Here is an 18,844-nt window from a genome sequence, read left to right on the forward strand (position 1 = left end):
CAAGAAAAAAACTCTTTTTACTGTGAAAGTAAGAAGAGTTTATTTTTTGTAATTTAAAATTTTATTTAAGCTGTCTTTGTCTTTCTTGTGCTTGAAATTATCATTGCAATAACAAGTCCAAGGATCATTGGCACAACCCAACCAAGTCCAAACTTAGAAAGTGGTAAGGCCTTTAAAGTTTCGCCAAAGTTTCCAAGAAGTTCTTTTTCTTGAAGGACAAATAAAAATCCGAAGATTAGTGAAACAATAGATGGTATTTTAAAAACAATATCATCTTTTATTTTTTCGTTAAAGATTCCCAATATTACAATTGTCATTGCACATGGATAAAGTGTTTCAAGTATAGGTGCAGAAATTTTTATAATTTCTCCAACGCCAAGCATAGATATTAAACAAGAAATTACTGAACAGATGACAACAACAAGTGCATAGGAAACTTTCCCCTTGCTGAGGTCACTAAAGAAATTACCTGCAGCTGAAATTAAACCAATAGCAGTTGTTAGACAAGCTAGGGCAGTTATAATTGCCAAGATGTAAACGCCAACGCCGCCTAAAATTCTATTTGTAATTTCTACAAGTAGGACAGTATTGTCTGTGTCCACATTGTAAGTGCCAAGGCTTGAAGTTTGTGCACCAATATAAACAAGACCGCCATAGATAAAGGCAAGACAAAGTGCTGCGATTACACCAGATATAATAGTTGCTTTTATTTCAACTTTTTCACTAGAATAGTTCATTCCCCTTACTGCATTTATTACAACTAGGGCAAACATACAACCAGCTATTGCGTCCATAGTTTGGTAACCGTCTTTTATTCCCTTTTCAAGTACATTATCTATCATAGTTGTATCTTGAACCTGGCCTATTGGGCTTGCAATGCCCTTTACAATTAAGATGGCAATACAAATTATAAGTGTTGGTGTCAAAAACTTTCCAACTATATCAACAACCTTATTTGGTCTAATAGTTAAAAGACATACAATTACAAAGAAAATTATGGAGAATAAATATCTGTTAAAAGATTCTCCAAAAATTGGAACTATTCCAATTTCATAAGTAGTAGCAGCTGTTCTTGGAGTTGCTAAGAAAGGTCCAATACATAAAATAATAGCCGTTGAAATTATAATTGCGAAAACTTTATTAACTCTTGATGCCAATACATTTAAATTACCATCGTATTTAGAAAGAACTATTATTGCCAGAAGGCCAAGACCTGCATCAGCAATTGTAAATCCTAAAAAGCCAACCCACCATTGACTACCAGATATCAAACCTAAGTAGGGTGGAAAAATTAGATTTCCTGCACCAAAAAACATTGCAAAAAGTGCAAAGCCTATTACAAATAAATCTTTAGTGCGAATTTCTTTGTTCATCTTTTTTTACCTCCATTTAATTATTTTTTCTATTTTACCACAATTAAATAAATTTTGGTACACTAAAATGTTGAATGAGAATAAAAATTTTGGTACTATTGCAATTAAGGTGATTATATGAATTATAGAGAAGCAGTATCTTGGCTTGAAAATAGAAATATACCTCTAGGAGAATTTACTCTTGATAATATCAAAGAGCTATTAAATATTTTCGAGAAGCCACAAGATAAATTAAAAATTATACACATTACGGGAACCAACGGCAAGGGGTCTGTGGCAAGCTTTATAGAAAATGCCTTAATAGAAAATTCTTATAAGATTGGCAAATTTACTTCGCCTTATATCACAAATATTCGGGAAGAAATTGAAATAAATAATGAAGAAATTTCAGAAGAAGAATTTGCAAAACTTGCAACAGAAGTTAGAGTAAAAGTAGAAGAACTTGACGAGAAAAAAATTTTTGTAAGTGGTTTTGAAATTTTAACTTCTATTGCTTACATTTATTTTGCAAGGAATAATCTTGATTTTGCAGTAATGGAAGTTGGAATGGGTGGAAGAGTTGATGCTACAAATGTAATGGAAAAGTCAATTCCAGTTTTCTGTCACATTTCTCTTGACCACGCAAATATTTTGGGAGACACTATAGGCAAGATTGCCCATGAAAAGGGCGGCATTATAAAAGAAAATTCCCAAGTATTCTCTTACCCTCAAGATGAAGAGGCGAGAGCTGAACTAAAAAAACTTAGCAAGGAAAAAAATTCAAGCTTTTATGAATTTAGCCAAGATGAAGTTGAAATTTTAAGCTCAAATGAAGAGGGAAATATTTTTAATTTTAGGGATCATAAGAATGTGGAAATTTCTTTGATTGGCGACCACCAAGCCCTTAACGCTTCCCTTGCCCTAATGGTCCTTGACTTTTTAAAGAAGGACTATGTGCTTGACGAAGAAAAAATAAAAGAGGGGCTAAAAAAGGCAAAAAATATTGGAAGGACAGAATGCCTATCAAAAGATCCGCTAATTATTATTGACGGCTCTCACAATTTAGATTCTATAGAAAGAATTGAAGAGAGTGTTAAAAAATTTAAGTATAAGAAACTTATTTTGGGTTTTAGCCTCTTAAAGGACAAGGACCACGACCATATCCTTCGAAAAATAGAAAATATTGCAGATAAAATTGTCTTGACAGAAATTGATAGTGATAGACTTACAGATTTAAAGGATCTTGAAGCTGAATTTAAAAAGTTTTCAAAAAAAGAAATTTATCCTATAAAAAATAGGGAAGAAGCAGTGGAAAAAACTCTCTCTCTTGCAGGTGAGGGCGACATGATTTTGTGGTGCGGGTCCCTATATTTAATTAAGGACATAAGAAAAATTATATTAGATAAATTAAGTTAGATAAAAATTTAGAAAATAGAAAAAGTTCCCTGTCACTTCGGGAACTTTTTTTTGTAAATTTTATTAAAATAAAAAATCTCTTGCAAGGGGCAAGAGACTATGTAAAGGACCACAAAAAAAGGATCTTACTAAGACCCTTAATTAGATAGCTCTTTCTACTTTACCAGATCTTAAACATCTAGTGCATACATTGATTCTTTTGTTTGATCCATTAACTACAGCCTTAACTCTTCTAATGTTAGGAGACCAGCTTCTGTTAGAACGAGAGTGAGAGAAAGATATTTTATTTCCAAATTTTTTTTCTTTTCCACAAATTTCACATCTTTTAGCCATAACGCACCTCCTTTAGTCATTAAGCAACAAATATTTTATCAAAAAATGATGCTAAGTGCAAATAATTTTTTCAATATGTTCTTATTTTACACTAATTTCACTTTTTTTACAAAGGAATTTTTCAAAATCTCGTAATCTTTTGCAAATTCTGTTATAATAAATTAGATAAGGAGGTGCCCTCATGCCGGCAATTATAAATAGAGAACTTGGAAATATTGTGATAGAAGATAGCGTACTTGCTAACATAGCTGGAATTTCAGCAATGGAATCCTACGGAATTGTTGGAATGGCATCAAAAAATGCCGCAGATGGAATTTTTGAACTTTTGAGATTTGAAAATTTGTCAAAGGGAATTGTTGTAAACACTGAAGAAAATGAAATTTCTATTGAACTTCATGTTGTTCTTGAATATGGAGTAAAAATTTCTACAGTGGGTGAAAATATTATAGAAAGAGTTAAGTTTAATATAGAAAATTTGACAGGACTTGAAGTTGATAAAATTGAAGTTCTGGTAGAAGGTATTAGACTTAAATAGTGGAGGTAAGATTTTGGAAATAAAAAAAATTAATGGCCCTTTATTAAAAGAAATTTTTAAAGGCGCTGTAAATTATCTAATATCCAGAAAGGAAGAGGTCAATGCACTTAATGTGTTCCCAGTTCCTGATGGAGATACAGGTACAAACATGAGCCTTACATCAAAATCTGCCTTAAAACAAATTGATAGTTTAGAAGGGGATTTTAAAGTTAGTGATGTTTCTGCTGCTGCAGCTCGTGGTGCCCTTATGGGAGCAAGAGGCAACAGTGGTGTAATTCTTTCTCAACTTTTGAGAGGTTTCTCTGAAGGTTTAGAAGGTCTAGATGAAGCTGGTACTGCTGAAATTGCTCACGCTTTTAAAAAGGCAAGTGAAACGACTTATAAGGCTGTTATGAAACCAATTGAAGGTACTATTCTCACAGTTGGAAGAGAAACTGCAGAATTTGCTATTAGACATTACAAAAAGGCTGAAGACCCAGTAAAGTTTTTGGAAGATGTAATTGTTGAAGCTAATAAGTCACTTGACAATACGCCAAATCTTCTTGAAGTTTTAAAGGAAGCTGATGTTGTTGACGCTGGTGGCAAGGGTCTTGTTGTCCTTCTTGAAGGTGGGCTTAAGGTTTTAAAGGGCGAAGATATAGCTGACCAATCTGAAGATGAAACTTTGAAGAAAAAGGCACAAAAGGAAATTCAATTTACTGAAGCTGACAAATCTCTTAAGTATGGATATTGTACTGAATTTATTATAAATACTGACTACGAAGACATTGATTCTTTTAGAGAAAAAATTGCTCCTCTTGGAGACTGTCTACTTGTAGTTGGCGGTGGCGGAAGTCACATAATTAAGGTTCACGTTCACACTAATGATCCAGGAATTGTTTTGCAACACGCTTGCGAACTTGGTCTTCTTCAAGATATTAAAATCGACAACATGAGATACCAACATAGGGAAGTTCTCTTTGACGACAGCGAAGTTGCTGAAGCCAAAAAGAAGGAGGAAGAGGAAGAAATAATTGAAGAAAAGGATTATTCCTTTATAACTGTTTCCATGGGCGATGGAATGACTGAAACCTTCAAATCCCTTGGTGTAGATTATGTTGTAGCTGGTGGGCAAACTATGAATCCATCTACTGAAGACTTTTTAAAGGGCATAGACAAGGTTGGCGGAAAAGTCATCTACCTAATTCCAAATAATAGCAACATAATTTTATCTGCAGAACAAGCAAGAGACATTTCTGATAGAGATGTTATTGTAATTCCATCAAAGTCTGTGCCACAAGGTATTGCAGCTATGCTTGCCTTTAATGGTGACCTAGATAAAGATGAAAACAAGGAAAATATGATAGAAGCCATAGGAAGTGTAATTGACGCATCAGTAACTTATGCAGTTAGGGACACAACTATTGGCGGAAAAGAAATTCACAAGGACGACATCATAGGCATTGCAGCCAAGGAAATTATCTCCAGCGGCAAGACTGTATTTGATGTTGTAACAGAAACAGTGGATAAGCTTATGGACGAGGACATTTCTCTTGTAACACTTTTCTATGGAGAAGATGTGAAAGAGGAAGATGCTGAAGAAGCTCGCCAGGCTATTGAAGAAAAATATCCAGACATTGACATAGATGTAATAAAGGGAGATCAACCAATTTATTATTACATCCTTTCATTAGAATAATTAGAATTTTTATGAGCCCGAAGTTTTTCTTTGGGCTTTTATAATAGGTGAGAAAATGCTTAAGTTAAGTGATTCTATAAATAATTTAAAGGGAATTGGACCAAAGAGGGAAAAGCTCTTTCACAAGCTTGGAATCTATTCAGTTAAGGACCTACTCTTGTACTATCCAAGAAGGTATGAAGATAGCTCAAAAATTGTAAAGATTTCCCAGGCAAAGATTGGCGAAAAAAATGCCTTCAAGGTGAGGATCCTATCAAAACTTCAAAATAGGAGAATAAGAAAGGGTCTCACTCTCACATCTTTTCTGGCAGAAGATGAAAGTGGAGAAGTGGAGCTTTCTTTTTTCAATGCCTTTTACTTAAACTCTCTCATAAAAATTGGCGGAGAATATTTAGTCTATGGCAAGGCAGATTTTTTCAGGGGAAGGGTCAGCCTATCTAGTCCAGAAATCGAAGATATACATAAATTAAAAAAGCTGGGTAAAATTTCTCCTATTTATAATTTGACAGAAGGCCTAAATAATTTTGTCTTTGAAAATTTAATCAATCAGGTTATTGACTTAAATCTCTTTGAGGAAAACCTGCCAGAGGAAATTTTGGAAAAATATTCTTTTATTGGCAAGAATGATGCCATAAGGGCAATTCACTATCCGAAGTCCCGAAAAAATTATATTATGGCTCGCCAGAGATTAATTTACGAAGAATTATTTTTATTTGAACTTTCAATTCTAAAAAATAAATTTCAAAACCAAAGGCGAGATGCCATAAAATTTGAAATAAAAGATGAAATTTACGATTTTATAAATAAGCTTCCCTTTAAACTGACAGAGGGTCAAGAAAAGGTCACAGATGAAATCTTTGATGACATGAAAAAGGGAAAGGCAATAAATAGGCTCATCCAAGGCGATGTTGGAAGCGGCAAGACCATTATTGCCATAATAATAATGTATCTTGCCTACTTAAATGGCTACCAGTCATCTATAATGGCGCCAACAGAAATTCTAGCCAAGCAACATTTTGAGTCCTTTGTAGACCTCCTAGAGCCTCTTGGAGTAAAGGTCGCCTTACTTATTGGCTCAACGATAAAAAGTGCAAAGAGGGACATCCTAGACAACCTAGAGATGGGGTCTATTGACATACTTATAGGAACTCACGCTCTCATCGAAGAAAATGTAGTTTTTAGAAGGCTTGGAGTTAATGTAATTGACGAGCAGCACCGCTTTGGTGTTGTCCAAAGAAATATGCTGCAAAATAAAAATGTGGACGCAGCTACACTTGTAATGTCTGCCACGCCAATTCCAAGAAGTTTAAGTCTTGTTCTCTATGCAGACTTAGACATATCTGTCATAAAGACTATGCCAAAGGGCAGAAAGCCAATTAAGACCATTGCCATAAATGAAAATATGTTGGAAAAGTCTCTTGCCTTTATAAAATCTGAACTAGAAAAAGAAAGGCAAGCCTATGTAATTTGTTCTTTGATTGAAGAAAATGAAGACTACGAAAATTTGCAGGCTGTGGAAAAAGTTTATGAAGATTTGAGTAAATTCTTCATAGATTACAAGGTCGGACTTCTCCATGGAAAGATGAAGGCAGAGGAAAAAAATAAAATTATGAATGACTTTGCCGCCAATAAAATAAATTTACTTGTATCCACAACAGTTGTGGAGGTTGGAGTAAATGTGCCTAACGCATCTGTCATTATGATTTATAATGCAGAGCGCTTTGGACTTTCAACCCTTCACCAACTAAGAGGTAGAGTTGGAAGAGGTACTCATCAATCCTACTGCATACTCTACAATCTTTCCAAGAGTGAAATTTCTTGGGAGAGGATGAAAATTATGACAGACTCCAATGACGGATTTTACATTGCCAACAAGGACTTGGAGCTTCGCGGCTTTGGAGACATTTTGGGCACAAGGCAATCGGGCATGCCAAACCTAAGACTTGCTGATTCCTTTAGAGATGAAACAATTTTAAAATATGCAGCAGATGATGTGAAAAAGATTTTGGAAGTTGACCCAAACCTAGAGAGCAAAAAATACTTTTATTTAAATAGAGAAATAAGTGACTTTTATTCTGATTTAAACTAATATCTTTAATTATTTCTTGACTTATGGTAAAATAAAACTAATTTGGAGGCTTTATGAGAATTATTTCAGGAAATAGACGAGGACTCAAATTAAAAGCACCCAAGGGTCTTGATACCAGGCCCACAGAAGACAGGGTAAAGGAATCTGTTTTTAACATTTTAGGTCAAAATTTTTTTGACGACCTTGTCCTAGACTTATTCTGTGGCAGCGGTGCAAATGGAATTGAATTTATATCAAGAGGGGCAAAGAAAGCTTACTTTGTTGACAAGTCAAAGGAAGCCATGGACTGCGTGAAGTACAATTTAGAAAAGGCAAAATTTTTAGATGAAGCAGTTCTTATTGAAGATCATTTAAACAGAGCCCTAAGAAATTTAGATGTTAAATTCGATTACATTTACATGGATCCGCCCTTTGACAGGCGTGACTTATATAAAAGAGCCTTTAAACTAATTAGAGAAAATAAATTATTAAAGCCTGATGGAAAATTAATTGTGGAGTATAATACAGATGTTCCCCTATTAATTGGCGATGGCTTTAAAGAAATAAAAAATAAAAAATATGGAAATACTTCCATTTCCATATGCGGATGGGATGTAGATGAAAGCAATATATGCGGGTAGCTTCGACCCAGTGACTAATGGACATTTAGACATTATAAAGAGAGCAAAGGATATTTTTGGAGAAGTAATTGTAGCAGTATTAGACAACACTTCAAAAAAAGGATTATTTACTGTGGAAGAAAGAAAAGAACTTCTTCACAAAGTTTTAGATGGAATGGAAGGAATAGAAATAGATTCCTTTGACGGACTTCTCGTTGATTACGCAAAGAAAAAAAATTGTAAAGTAATAGTAAGAGGACTTAGATCAGCTTCTGATTATTTTAATGAATATACACTTGCCATGGCAAATATGCATTACAAAGACGGCGTTGAAACTGTCTTTTTGTTGGCATCAAATGAAAATTTATTTGTGAGCTCAACACTTGCAAAAGAGGTTTCAACCTTTAACGGAGATACAGATTTATTCGTGCCTCCTGTTGTAGGAGAAGCTATGAAGAAAAAATTACTTAGGAGGAAGATATGAATTTAATTGATTTAGTTGAAGAATTGGAAGATCTTGTTGAAACATCATCACAAATACCACTAACAAATAAGGTTATGGTAGACAGAGAAGAATTTTTGGAAATTGTTAACGAAGTAAAAATGCAAATTCCAGGAGAAGTTTCTGAAGCACAAAGAATTGCAAAGGACAAGGACGACATAATTAATGGAGCCCATGACGAAGCTGACAAAATTATTGCAGCAGCAAGAGCTCACGCAGAAAAAATTATTGACGAAAACGAACTTGTGAGAGAAGCTGAGGAAAGATCTATGGAAATTTTAAGATCTGCAAAAGAAGAATCTACTCAAATTAGAGAAGGCGCAAGAGATTACGCAGACGAACTTCTTGAAAACACACAAGTTAACCTATCAGAAATAATCAAAATGCTTAACGAAAACAGACAAGAGTTAAGAGGATAATTAGATTTGAAAGAAGAGAGAAGCTATTATGGCTCCTCTTTTTTTTTTAGAATTTTTTAGATAATTTTGTGACAATTATCACAATAATTTTTTGCTAAGAATGCTATTATCTTATTAGAAATGAGGGATAAGATGAGTTTATTTTTGGGACGCATTCACTATATTATGTACGATAAAATTTTATTTCAAGAAGAAATTTTAGAAAATTTATTAGATTTGTTGGAAGAAGAAAAAAGTCTGGAGCTTAAAAAAGATTTAGATGATAATTTTCCACTTGAAAGAGGAAATTTAGAAGATATAATTGATGAAAGTAATATTCACGGCTGGCTCAATGAGAGAGTAATAAGAAGTGAAAATAGACTGGCAAAAGCAGTTTCAATTCTATTAGGGGACTTTGACTTAGAAAAATTAAAGAATAAATTTTTTGAAATCGGAGAAAATTATAAGGCAGGCGACAGTCCAATAGAAGTATTTTCTTTTATTACTTCCAAATTTTTGGATGGCATGCCCTGTGACCATGCCCTTGCCATTTTAAAAAATGATGAGGATGAATTTGTATTTACACTTGCATCTGATGTCCATAAAAATATTTGGGGAAATTATGTAGATCCTGAGATTTATTGGATGCTTAGGGACAGCCTTATTCTTGGAAGTTTAAGCTCCACTAGTTTAAAATATCAAAAGATAGATGAAAATTATGTAATAAGGAAGTGATTAAGTGGATACTTTAAAAAATACAATTAACTATTTGGAAGATGAACACGAAGAAATTTTAAGATTTTGCGACAAAATGGAAGAAAAATGTTTGGAGATCCTAAGGGGAAGGGTGGACACAGAATTTTTTAGAAATGCAATTGAGTTTATAAGAAAGTATGCCGACGGCCTTCACCACAAAAAGGAAGAGGACATTTTATTTGTGACTATGCTTGAAAATCTTGGACCTGTGGCAGAAAAAGTTGTCCGTGGTGGCATGCTCGTTGAACATCAAATGGCAAGGGGCTATGTTATGGAGCTTGAAAAAAATTTAAATTTATTTGAAAAATATAAGGAAGATCTTTCAAAGCTTCACATCTTGACTAATGCCATGGCTTATGTGGAACTTTTGAGAAATCACGCAGAAAAGGAAAATAAAACAGTTTATCCCTTTGCTGATAAAAGTTTAAGCGAAGATGTCAAGCTTGAAGTCGCAAAGGAAATGGATGAAAGAATAAGGGAAGAAGAAAAATTTTTAGAAGATAAAAGAAATTTAATGAAAAAATTGGGACTATAAATTACTTTAGCCTGCTATCAAAAAGATTACAAAATTATTACAAATCTTAAATTTTGAGGATTTTCGCCAAAGTTTTTGCTATTATAAGACTTCGAGGTGAAAGAATGAAAAAAATACTTATATTGATGATAATTTTACTTGCAATGCCCTTTAGCGTTTTTGCAGCTAAGGAAGTTGCCATGCCACTTAGTGTCAGCGCAGTAAAGGAAAGTGAAACTTACAACTTTGAAATAAAAAATGCCAAGGACAAGGATGCAGTTGAAATCGAAGTGAAAAGCGAAGGCAATGATGCAAAAGGAAATTTAACAAAAAATGTCTTTGTAAAAAATAATAAAAAATATGTTTCAATTACGCAAAGAGAACTTGACTCCCTTGTGGGACCTTCAAGTGGCTATGCCTTTAGACTTAGATTTGCAAATAGTGAGGGCAAATCAAATTACACAGATGTCTTACATCTTGGCAAGGCGCCAGTTTTTAGAAATTACAGCAACTGGGCTTACAAGGATTTAATGAAGGCAGAAGATTTAAAACTTTTCTCAAAGGATCTTGCAGCTAACACTAAAGAGAAGATCACTCGTGAAGAATTTGCAGAAATTGCAGTTAAGGCTTATGAGATTAAGTACAAGAGAAGTGCCCAAGGTTCAGTAAAACACTTTAAGGACACCGACAACAAATATGTGAACATGGCATGCGATCTTGGCATAATGAATGGAAAGAGCAAGGACAAGTTTGCTCCCAAGGAAAATATTACGAGAGAAGACTATGCTGTTGTTATTTCAAATTTATTTAAGCTAGAAGATGGCAAAAAGATAAAAATCAAGGACGGCAAAAAGATTTCTGATTACGCAAGGGAATCTGTTTATAAGGCTCTTAGCTCTGGATTTTTAAATTTAGATGAAAAGAAAAATTTTAATCCAAAGAATCAAATGAAAAGAGAGGAAGTTATTTCTTCAATAGTACGTCATGTTTGATTAAAAATTTACAAAAGTCCCCAAATTGTATATAAAACTTTATAATTGTGATATAATACTTCCAAGGTGAGGTAATGAAAAAAGTAATTTTTGACATTAGTCCACTTGGAAGTTTTCAATTTTCTTGTGAGACTTACATGATGTATTACAGAGAAAAATATGGACAAGATATTTTTTTCTACACTAGAAAAAATGGAAAGTATGTAAAGGTTGAAGACCTAGAAGAGCTCAGACATTTAAAAAGTAGAGTTATGGTAAGTGTTGACCTTGGCTCTGAAGTTGATTTTATTGCCCACGACTTAGATGCAAGAGTTAAACCACTGACAGAAGAGTTGGAAGATGACGAGTTACTTATAAATATAGTGGAAAGGCTTGGCGACAAGGCAAGCTGGAAAAATTCTAAAATGAGAGTCGTTGAACTTCAAGAGTGTTGATTAAAAATTTATAAAATTAGAAAAGAAAAGAGATTCCTTTAAATTTTTGGAATCTCTTATTTTTTTTATTTATTTTTTGGAAACTCGAGAATTATTTTTTCGATCCTATTTTTTGACTTCCTTGCTATGGTAAATTTTAAGTCAGCGATATTTATGACTTCATTTAATTTTGGAAATCTGTCAATATTTTCGATTATAAAACCGCCAAGGGAATCAAATTCTTGGCATTCAAGTTCTGTTTCAAACTTTTGATTGATCTCGTCAATGTTAACTGAGGCGTCTATTAAATATTTTCCTGGAGCGATAGTTATTATGTCTTCGTCTTCTTCTGTGTCGTACTCGTCAGAAATTTGACCCACAATTTTTTCAATGATGTCTTCAAAGGTAATCATACCTTCAGTGCCGCCGTACTCATCAGTAACTATGGCGACGGATAATTTATTTTGTCGCATCTCAGAAAAAAGTGTTCCAGTAGGCTTGTACTCAAAGGTGAAGAAGGGCTTTTTGAAAAAAGATTTGTTTTCAGCAAGGGGTTTTGTCCTATCCATGTGGAAAATATCTTTTACATTTAAGATACCAATAATATTGTCCAAGTTGTCCTCATATACGGGCATTCTTGAATAAGAATATTCAGAAATTTTTTCGATAATGTCTTCATAGGAATCTTCAATTTCAATAGCCACAATATCTGTCCTTGGTGTCATTATGTCCTTGGCATAATTGTCCTTAAAGCCAATTACATTTTGAATCATCATAGACTCGTTCTTATTTATTATTCCTTCTTCCATGCCAAGGTCCATGGCATCTATTAAGTCTTCTTCTGTTATAATTGGATCCTTGTAGGTTTTGTCCTTAATAACTATTTTAATTATGCTTTGGGACAAGAAGTTAATTAGCATGGAAAGGGGACGCATAAAAATTATTAAAAAATTTAAAAATTTTGCGTACTTTGGCACAATACTTTCATAATTGTTTTTGCCAAGCTTGCGAGGAAGGCTCTCTCCAAAAATTATCACTATAATTGTTGAAATTATTATTCCGATTATTATGCCAAGATGATTCCATTTATGAAAGAAAAATAGTGACATAAAGATGACTGTAAGGGAATTGGAAAAATAATCTAGGATAAGCGTTGAAGAATAAATATTTTCTTTTTTTACAAGTTTTTTTATTATGTTTAAATTTTTTACTTCTAAATCCTCAAGTTTTGAAAGTTTTACAGGTCCCAGGGCGAGATAAGCATTTTCTATAAGGGTAAACAAATAGGAAAAGAAAAGCGCCACAAGGGATATAAGTAGGTATATATACTCATTCATAAAATTCAACTCCATTTTACATTATATACCCGAAATAGCTTTATGAAAACTAAAAAAAGCTGCACCTGGCAGCTCTTTTCTTTATTCAACTGTAACTGATTTTGCCAAGTTTCTTGGTTTATCTACATCATTTCCTAATAGGACTGAAGAGTAGTAGGCAATTAACTGTTCAGGTATTACTGCAAGAAGTGGTGTCAATAGATCAATGGTGTCTGGTATTTCAATCATTACATCAGAAGAATCTCTCACGAAGTCATTTTTTTCTTCTGCAATGGAAATTACTGTTGCCCCTCTCGCTATTAGCTCTTGGTTATTAGAAATAGTTTTTTCTAAAATTGAGCTTTGCGTTGCAACAGATATAACTGGTGTGCCTTCTTCTATTAGGGCAATAGAACCGTGTTTTAACTCGCCAGAAGGGAAGGATTCTGTGTGAATATAAGAAATTTCCTTTAGCTTTAGGGCTCCTTCCTTGGCAGTTATATAGTCAAGGCTTCTTCCAGTGTAGAAAATTGATTTTGCATCCTTAATTAATTCAGCAATATCTTCAAATTGCTCTTTATGTTTTAAAATTTCTTCGATTTGTTCTGGAAGTTTTTCCATGTTTTCGATTATTTCTTTAACTTTATCTTCAGAGATTTTATTTAGCTTTAGGGCAATGTCCATGGCCAAGAAGTATAGTGAAATAACCTGTGTTGTGTAAGCCTTAGTTGATGCCACAGAGATTTCTGGACCTGCATAGCAATAGACAACCTTGTCGGCTTCTCTTGAAATTGATGATCCAACTACATTTGTAATGGCAAGAGTTTTTGCACCAAGAGCCTTTGCTTCTCTAAGAGCTGCTAGGGTGTCAGCAGTTTCTCCTGATTGGGATACGAAAATTACCAGAGACTTGTCGTCTACAAACATATTCTTGTACCTAAATTCAGATGCAATTTCTGAAATAACAGGAATTTTTGCCAGATTTTCTATGGCAAACTTGCCAGCTTCGCCTGCGTGAAAGGCAGTTCCACAAGCTGTCACATAAATTTTATTGATATTTTTTAGTTCATCAAGGGATAGACTTCCTTCGGCTGGAAGATTTATCTTGTAATCCTTGTGTTTAATTGAAATAACTTCGCGAAGTAGGCGAGGTTGTTCGTGAATTTCCTTAATTAGGAAGTGGTCGTAGCCTTCCTTTGATGCATCAGCTGCAGAAATTTCAACTTCAGTAATTTCTCTCTCAACTTTTTTGTGGTTTTTGTCATAAATTGTGTAAGAGTCTTCTCTCATGTCAACTACATCGCCATCTTCAAGATAGATGATCTTATTTGTGTGTTCAATGACAGAAGTAATGTCACTTGCCACAAAGCATCCATCTTCGCAGATTGCAAAAAGTAGAGGGGAAGAATTTCTCACAGCTATGAGCCTCTTGCCTTCATTTTCATCTATGATGCCAAGGCTGTAGGCTCCCCTTAAAATTTCTGTTGACTTAAAGACAGCTTCAAGAATGTCACCCTTGTAGTTATCAGAAATAACATTAGGAATGACTTCTGTATCTGTTTGTGAAAGGAACTTGTAGCCCTTTTTTGTCAAATCATTTCTAAGCTCTAGGTAATTTTCTATAATTCCATTGTGAACTACAGAAATTTTTTCATCAGTTGATAAGTGAGGGTGAGCATTTATTTCATTGGGCTCCCCATGTGTTGCCCATCTAGTGTGACCAATGCAAATATTTGAAGAAAACTCCTCTTGGTTAAAGGAATCTTCCAAAACTTTTATGCGACCCTTCTTTTTAAAAGTCACAAGTTTATTATCTCTTATCATAGAAAGGCCTGCAGAGTCATAGCCCCTGTATTCTAATTTTTTCAGACCTTCTAGTACTAATTTTGTTGCATTATTTTTTCCAATATATCCAACTATTCCGCACATATTTCTACCTCCAATTTATTAGAGATTCACTACATTTATTTTGTTATAAAATTGCTTTTATTTTTTGTAAAATGTTTAGGCTGTGAAACCTTTAGAGCATCCGCCGATTTTCGATAACTCTATCCCTCGTCAGCCACTTGGGCTCAGGCGCTTAAATTATTTTTATCTCTTCAGTTGATTTTAACATAAGGCAAATTTAAAGTAAACTTTTTAAGAAATTCTGAGGATTTAAGAAGCCTTTATAAAATATTTTTTACAAAAAACTTATATTTTATTTAGATTTTTGTCTCAGAAAGGCTGGGCAATTTGAAAGCCTATTAGTTGAAAAAAATTTTTTCAAATGGTAACATTACTTATAGAAAACTTATAATTTGAGATAAATTACGGAGGTAATAATGGATAGAGAAAAACTTTTAGCAGAGGTAAATGGCAAGAAAATTACAGGAGTGGACTACAACTTATTTTTAGATTCTCTAAACCCACAACTTAAACAATATTTTGGCGGCGAAGAGATGAATAAGGAAGTCGTAAATGAACTTGTTTACCAAGCACTTTTATACGAAGATGCAATAGAAAAGGGCATGGACAAGGAAGATGACTTTACACAAGTTTTGGAAAAGACTAAGGAAAGCATGCTAAAGACTTACGCTCTTGGCAAACTTCTTGCCACAGTTACAGTTTCTGATGATGAAATAAAAAAATTCTACGAGGACAACAAAGAAGTCTTTAAGGAAAATGAAAGTGCCAATGCTTCTCACATCTTAGTTGCAGAAGAAGACAAGGCTAAAGAAATTTACGAAAAAATTAAAAATGGCGAAGACTTTGAAGCTCTTGCAAGAGAATTTTCCACTTGTCCATCAAAGGAAAAGGGCGGCGACCTTGGAACTTTCACTAGAGGACAAATGGTAAAGGAATTTGAAGATGCTGTCTTTGACAATGAAGTTGGCACAGTTACTGAACCTGTTAAGACACAATTTGGCTACCATATTATTAAAATCAATGAAAAGAATGAAGGCAGAGACCTAGAATTTGATGAAGTGAAGGATAAAATTGCGGCACAAGTTAGAAGACAAAAGGAACAAGCCCTTTACAACGAAAAAATTACTGAACTTAAGGGCAAATACCAAGTGAAGATGAATATCTAGGTGGAACATGAAACTTGAGCTTTTTAATTACATCGATGATGTACTAGATCTTTTTGATTATCATAAAATTGAACTTGCTGGAGTTAATAAAGAGCTTAAAAAGTATTTTTCCGATTTATTTTTAGATGACGACAGACTTACAAATATTACCACGAGAATAAAGACTCAGGAATCCCTTCGTGAAAAATTAATTAGAAGAAATTTTTTCATGAGGTTTCCTGATCCTGTTCGTGGATTTAAATATATTCAAGACTTAGTTGGCATTAGAGTGGAATGTCGTTTTATAAAAGATGAAGAAGCTTTGTACAAAAAAATCATAGAAGATTTTACTATTAAATCTGATAGGGGTTATTACAAGTCTAATAAAAATAAAAAGATTAGATTAAAACTTGATGACCCTCAGCCTCAGACTCTTGCAAATGGTTTCACAATGTACAAACTTGACGGAGAATACGACACAGGATCCTTTATATATTGCTTTGAGCTGCAAATCAAATCCTTTGTAAATGTCTTTTGGGGAGAAATAGACCACAAGCTTCTCTATAAAAATTATAATTACATAATAACAGAGGGATTTTTTAGAGAAATAATGAACTCCATTAATGACAACTTGAAGATGATAGACAAGCAACTTATGATTTTATATGACCATGTAAAAAAACAGGATGCCTCAGAAATAATTTCAGCAGAAAGTCAGTTAAAGACACTTCTTTCTAAAATTCTTCACGATATCTTCACGAAAAAGATTCACGATGAGCTTGGACTATTTATCAATATTAAGGCTATTACTGATGTTGTCGTAGACTTTTTATTTATGAAATCTTCCAAGAATAAAGATTTAAGTTATGGAGAAAATTTCATAGATTTAATAAATAAGATAAATTCTGTCACAGGCAAGGACTTAAACATAGAAGAGTACATTGTCTGTGAGAAGGAGCCCAAATATTATGATTCCTTCTCAAAGGGTGCTACAGAAGTCTTGGCTAGAGTTATTAACAACGACTTAGACTGGAATATTTTATTTAAAATTATTAGACTGATTACACAAGAATCCTATGGAGAAATTTTTACAGAGTTTATAATTTTTGTGAGATATGAGTACATGGCTTGTATGACAAAACTTTTTGAAGAGAAAAATCTTTCAAAGGAAGAACAAGATGAAATAGAAAATAAATTTTTATCTAAGGTAATTGATGAATTTAAGGAAAGACCTTCCATTGACTTTCTCTTAGACAAGTCTTTAAATAAATTCAACTCTGTCCTATGGGAAATTAATAAAAGTGATGCCAGAAGCCTGGAAAAAATCATTAAAATATTTGAAGATAATTATACTTTTTAAACTATAAATATTTTTTATACTCATGTATAATGTAAGTAGGAGGTTTAAATGAAAGATATAAATACCTTATTAGAGAACAGAATTTTTTATTATTTTGATAAATTGACAAAAATTCCAAGATGTTCCTTTGAAGAAGAAAAAATTAGAGCTTATCTAATTAACTTTGCCAAGGAAAAGGGATTGGAATATAAAACTGACGAAATAGGAAATGTGGTAATCATTAAAGAGGCGACAGAAGGCTATGAAGATGTAGACAGCATAATTTTGCAAGGTCACATGGACATGGTTTGCGAAAAGACTCCTGAATGCACCATTGATTTTTCTAAAGACCCTATTAAGTACGAAATAGATGGCGACTTTATTATCGCTCGCGAGACAACTCTTGGGGCAGATAATGGCATAGCTGTTGCCATGACACTTGCTCTTTTAGAATCAAATGACTACAAACATCCAAAGATTGAAGCGCTTTTCACTGTCAACGAAGAAAGTGGAATGACTGGAGCAGCTAACCTTGAAAAGGGTATGGTTACTTCAAAAAGACTTTTAAACATCGACTCTGAAACTGAAGGCGTTGGATGTATTTCCTGTGCTGGTGCAGAAAGAGACCTCATAAAATTACAAAAAGAATACAAAGAATTAGATAAAAATAAAAATCTTTATGAAATAATAGTAAATGGACTAAAGGGCGGACACTCTGGTCAAGAAATTCAAGTTGGTCTAGGCAACGCAGTAAAAATTCTCGGCAGAAGCCTTTACAGAATTTTTGAAAAAGTTGATGGCGACTTAGTTGAAATTGAAGGCGGAGCAAAACCTAATGCCATTCCAAGATATGCAAGGGCCCTTGTGGCAGTAAGGGAAGAGGACATCAAAAAAATTCAAGATGTAATAGTTGAACTCAACTCTCACTTTGTAACAGAACTTGGAAAAGTTGACCCTGATGTGAGACTAAACTTTGAAAAGTCAAAGGAATCTCGCGACAAGGCCTTTACTGATGATTTTAAAAATAAAATTCTTGGTCTAATAAATGTCCTACCTAATGGCGTAATAGCCATGAGTAAAAACATTGAAGGCTTAGTTGAAACTTCTGTAAATGTGGGAGTAATTGAAAACAAAGAAGATTCAGTAAATATTATTTCCAACATCAGGTCTTCAGTTCAATCTTCTAAGGAATATATTGGACTTGTAAATAAAATTGCAGCAGAAAATTTTGGCGCAGATATAGAGATTATTACAAAGTACCCTGCCTGGGAATATAAGGAACATTCACCACTTAGAGAAGTTGCAAAGAAGGCTTACAAGGAAGTTAGCGGCAAAGAATTTAAACTTGAAGCAATTCACGCAGGTCTTGAATGTGGAATCTTTGTGGAAACAATTGGTGATATCGATATGCTTTCAATTGGACCAAATATGAAGGGGGTACACGCACCTGGCGAGCACCTTTCTATTTCATCAACTGAAAGAGTATTTGATTTCTTAATAAAAATACTAGAAAATTTAAAATAAAATTTGGAGGATATTATGAGTAACGAAGAAAAAAA

General features: G+C 33.6%; 18 protein-coding genes. 14 read left to right on the top strand and 4 right to left on the bottom strand.

From position 1 onward, the window contains the following. Window positions 1-65: 65 nt before the first annotated feature. The gene (brnQ, locus tag HMPREF2801_RS06480) at window positions 66-1,373 is read right to left on the bottom strand and encodes a branched-chain amino acid transport system II carrier protein (RefSeq protein WP_070611252.1); all 1,308 of its coding nucleotides are present in this window, start codon (window positions 1,371-1,373) and stop codon (window positions 66-68) included. A gap of 117 nt (window positions 1,374-1,490) precedes the next feature. Between brnQ and HMPREF2801_RS06485 the strand changes: the two genes are divergently transcribed. Continuing rightward, window positions 1,491-2,768, top strand: coding sequence for a bifunctional folylpolyglutamate synthase/dihydrofolate synthase (locus HMPREF2801_RS06485; RefSeq protein WP_070611253.1), 1,278 nt, complete (start codon window positions 1,491-1,493; stop codon window positions 2,766-2,768). 141 nt (window positions 2,769-2,909) lie between these two features. On the opposite strand, the gene rpmB is transcribed toward HMPREF2801_RS06485, so the two are convergent. Beyond that, entirely contained in the window at window positions 2,910-3,101 is a 192-nt protein-coding gene (gene rpmB, locus HMPREF2801_RS06490; RefSeq protein ID WP_019124785.1) for a 50S ribosomal protein L28, read from the bottom strand. Window positions 3,102-3,282: 181 nt separating this feature from the next. Between rpmB and HMPREF2801_RS06495 the strand changes: the two genes are divergently transcribed. The 10 genes from HMPREF2801_RS06495 to HMPREF2801_RS06540 all read left to right on the top strand — a co-directional run bounded on the left by HMPREF2801_RS06495 (window position 3,283) and on the right by HMPREF2801_RS06540 (window position 11,598). After that, entirely contained in the window at window positions 3,283-3,636 is a 354-nt protein-coding gene (locus HMPREF2801_RS06495; RefSeq protein ID WP_070611254.1) for an Asp23/Gls24 family envelope stress response protein, read from the top strand. Window positions 3,637-3,649: 13 nt separating this feature from the next. Continuing rightward, complete coding sequence (locus HMPREF2801_RS06500) at window positions 3,650-5,314, top strand: DAK2 domain-containing protein (protein WP_070611255.1); 1,665 nt, start codon at window positions 3,650-3,652, stop codon at window positions 5,312-5,314. Window positions 5,315-5,369: 55 nt separating this feature from the next. Beyond that, complete coding sequence (recG, locus tag HMPREF2801_RS06505; protein ID WP_070611256.1) at window positions 5,370-7,403, top strand: ATP-dependent DNA helicase RecG; 2,034 nt, start codon at window positions 5,370-5,372, stop codon at window positions 7,401-7,403. A 53-nt stretch (window positions 7,404-7,456) separates the two neighbouring features. Continuing rightward, window positions 7,457-8,023, top strand: coding sequence for a 16S rRNA (guanine(966)-N(2))-methyltransferase RsmD (rsmD, locus tag HMPREF2801_RS06510; protein ID WP_070611257.1), 567 nt, complete (start codon window positions 7,457-7,459; stop codon window positions 8,021-8,023). Beyond that, window positions 8,001-8,486, top strand: coding sequence for a pantetheine-phosphate adenylyltransferase (gene coaD / locus HMPREF2801_RS06515; protein WP_070611258.1), 486 nt, complete (start codon window positions 8,001-8,003; stop codon window positions 8,484-8,486). Before rsmD ends, coaD begins: the two co-directional genes overlap by 23 nt. Beyond that, entirely contained in the window at window positions 8,483-8,923 is a 441-nt protein-coding gene (locus HMPREF2801_RS06520; RefSeq protein ID WP_019124780.1) for an ATP synthase subunit B family protein, read from the top strand. The genes coaD and HMPREF2801_RS06520 overlap by 4 nt, the downstream gene beginning before the upstream one ends. A gap of 132 nt (window positions 8,924-9,055) precedes the next feature. Beyond that, window positions 9,056-9,637, top strand: a complete 582-nt coding sequence (locus HMPREF2801_RS06525) for a hypothetical protein (protein ID WP_070611259.1) — start codon at window positions 9,056-9,058, stop codon at window positions 9,635-9,637. A gap of 4 nt (window positions 9,638-9,641) precedes the next feature. Continuing rightward, window positions 9,642-10,193 carry a hemerythrin domain-containing protein gene (locus HMPREF2801_RS06530; RefSeq protein ID WP_083303723.1) on the top strand — a complete coding sequence of 184 codons (552 nt, stop codon included), beginning with the start codon at window positions 9,642-9,644 and terminating at the stop codon, window positions 10,191-10,193. A 104-nt stretch (window positions 10,194-10,297) separates the two neighbouring features. After that, complete coding sequence (locus tag HMPREF2801_RS06535; RefSeq protein WP_070611260.1) at window positions 10,298-11,164, top strand: S-layer homology domain-containing protein; 867 nt, start codon at window positions 10,298-10,300, stop codon at window positions 11,162-11,164. 74 nt (window positions 11,165-11,238) lie between these two features. Then, the gene (locus HMPREF2801_RS06540) at window positions 11,239-11,598 is read left to right on the top strand and encodes a hypothetical protein (protein WP_019124776.1); all 360 of its coding nucleotides are present in this window, start codon (window positions 11,239-11,241) and stop codon (window positions 11,596-11,598) included. Between the two features lie 65 nt (window positions 11,599-11,663). Here the strand turns inward: HMPREF2801_RS06540 and HMPREF2801_RS06545 are convergent, their stop codons facing one another. Continuing rightward, complete coding sequence (locus tag HMPREF2801_RS06545; protein WP_070611261.1) at window positions 11,664-12,914, bottom strand: hemolysin family protein; 1,251 nt, start codon at window positions 12,912-12,914, stop codon at window positions 11,664-11,666. A gap of 81 nt (window positions 12,915-12,995) precedes the next feature. Next, window positions 12,996-14,822, bottom strand: coding sequence for a glutamine--fructose-6-phosphate transaminase (isomerizing) (glmS, locus tag HMPREF2801_RS06550; RefSeq protein WP_070611262.1), 1,827 nt, complete (start codon window positions 14,820-14,822; stop codon window positions 12,996-12,998). A 395-nt stretch (window positions 14,823-15,217) separates the two neighbouring features. Between glmS and HMPREF2801_RS06555 the strand changes: the two genes are divergently transcribed. Genes HMPREF2801_RS06555 through HMPREF2801_RS06565 form a run of 3 tightly spaced genes read left to right on the top strand, consistent with a single transcriptional unit; the run spans window position 15,218 to window position 18,809 of the window. Then, window positions 15,218-15,967 carry a peptidylprolyl isomerase gene (locus tag HMPREF2801_RS06555; RefSeq protein WP_070611263.1) on the top strand — a complete coding sequence of 250 codons (750 nt, stop codon included), beginning with the start codon at window positions 15,218-15,220 and terminating at the stop codon, window positions 15,965-15,967. Between the two features lie 7 nt (window positions 15,968-15,974). Further along, window positions 15,975-17,306, top strand: a complete 1,332-nt coding sequence (locus HMPREF2801_RS06560) for a GTP pyrophosphokinase (RefSeq protein ID WP_070611264.1) — start codon at window positions 15,975-15,977, stop codon at window positions 17,304-17,306. A gap of 48 nt (window positions 17,307-17,354) precedes the next feature. Further along, window positions 17,355-18,809: an aminoacyl-histidine dipeptidase gene (locus HMPREF2801_RS06565; protein ID WP_070611265.1), complete on the top strand. Its 1,455-nt coding sequence runs from the start codon at window positions 17,355-17,357 to the stop codon at window positions 18,807-18,809. Window positions 18,810-18,844 lie beyond the last annotated feature (35 nt).

The sequence above is a fragment of the Peptoniphilus sp. HMSC062D09 genome (assembly GCF_001811425.1).
Classification (GTDB): domain Bacteria; phylum Bacillota; class Clostridia; order Tissierellales; family Peptoniphilaceae; genus Peptoniphilus_A.

Excerpts from the sequence above, each read along its gene's own strand:
- HMPREF2801_RS06545 (WP_070611261.1), bottom strand. The coding sequence starts at position 12,914 with ATGAATGAGTATATATACCTACTTATATCCCTTGTGGCGCTTTTCTTT.
- glmS (WP_070611262.1), bottom strand. The coding sequence starts at position 14,822 with ATGTGCGGAATAGTTGGATATATTGGAAAAAATAATGCAACAAAATTA.
- HMPREF2801_RS06535 (WP_070611260.1), top strand. The coding sequence starts at position 10,298 with ATGAAAAAAATACTTATATTGATGATAATTTTACTTGCAATGCCCTTT.
- recG (WP_070611256.1), top strand. The coding sequence starts at position 5,370 with ATGCTTAAGTTAAGTGATTCTATAAATAATTTAAAGGGAATTGGACCA.
- HMPREF2801_RS06565 (WP_070611265.1), top strand. The coding sequence starts at position 17,355 with ATGAAAGATATAAATACCTTATTAGAGAACAGAATTTTTTATTATTTT.
- coaD (WP_070611258.1), top strand. The coding sequence starts at position 8,001 with ATGAAAGCAATATATGCGGGTAGCTTCGACCCAGTGACTAATGGACAT.
- HMPREF2801_RS06560 (WP_070611264.1), top strand. The coding sequence starts at position 15,975 with ATGAAACTTGAGCTTTTTAATTACATCGATGATGTACTAGATCTTTTT.
- HMPREF2801_RS06520 (WP_019124780.1), top strand. The coding sequence starts at position 8,483 with ATGAATTTAATTGATTTAGTTGAAGAATTGGAAGATCTTGTTGAAACA.
- brnQ (WP_070611252.1), bottom strand. The coding sequence starts at position 1,373 with ATGAACAAAGAAATTCGCACTAAAGATTTATTTGTAATAGGCTTTGCA.
- HMPREF2801_RS06555 (WP_070611263.1), top strand. The coding sequence starts at position 15,218 with ATGGATAGAGAAAAACTTTTAGCAGAGGTAAATGGCAAGAAAATTACA.
- HMPREF2801_RS06525 (WP_070611259.1), top strand. The coding sequence starts at position 9,056 with ATGAGTTTATTTTTGGGACGCATTCACTATATTATGTACGATAAAATT.
- rsmD (WP_070611257.1), top strand. The coding sequence starts at position 7,457 with ATGAGAATTATTTCAGGAAATAGACGAGGACTCAAATTAAAAGCACCC.
- HMPREF2801_RS06540 (WP_019124776.1), top strand. The coding sequence starts at position 11,239 with ATGAAAAAAGTAATTTTTGACATTAGTCCACTTGGAAGTTTTCAATTT.
- rpmB (WP_019124785.1), bottom strand. The coding sequence starts at position 3,101 with ATGGCTAAAAGATGTGAAATTTGTGGAAAAGAAAAAAAATTTGGAAAT.
- HMPREF2801_RS06495 (WP_070611254.1), top strand. The coding sequence starts at position 3,283 with ATGCCGGCAATTATAAATAGAGAACTTGGAAATATTGTGATAGAAGAT.
- HMPREF2801_RS06485 (WP_070611253.1), top strand. The coding sequence starts at position 1,491 with ATGAATTATAGAGAAGCAGTATCTTGGCTTGAAAATAGAAATATACCT.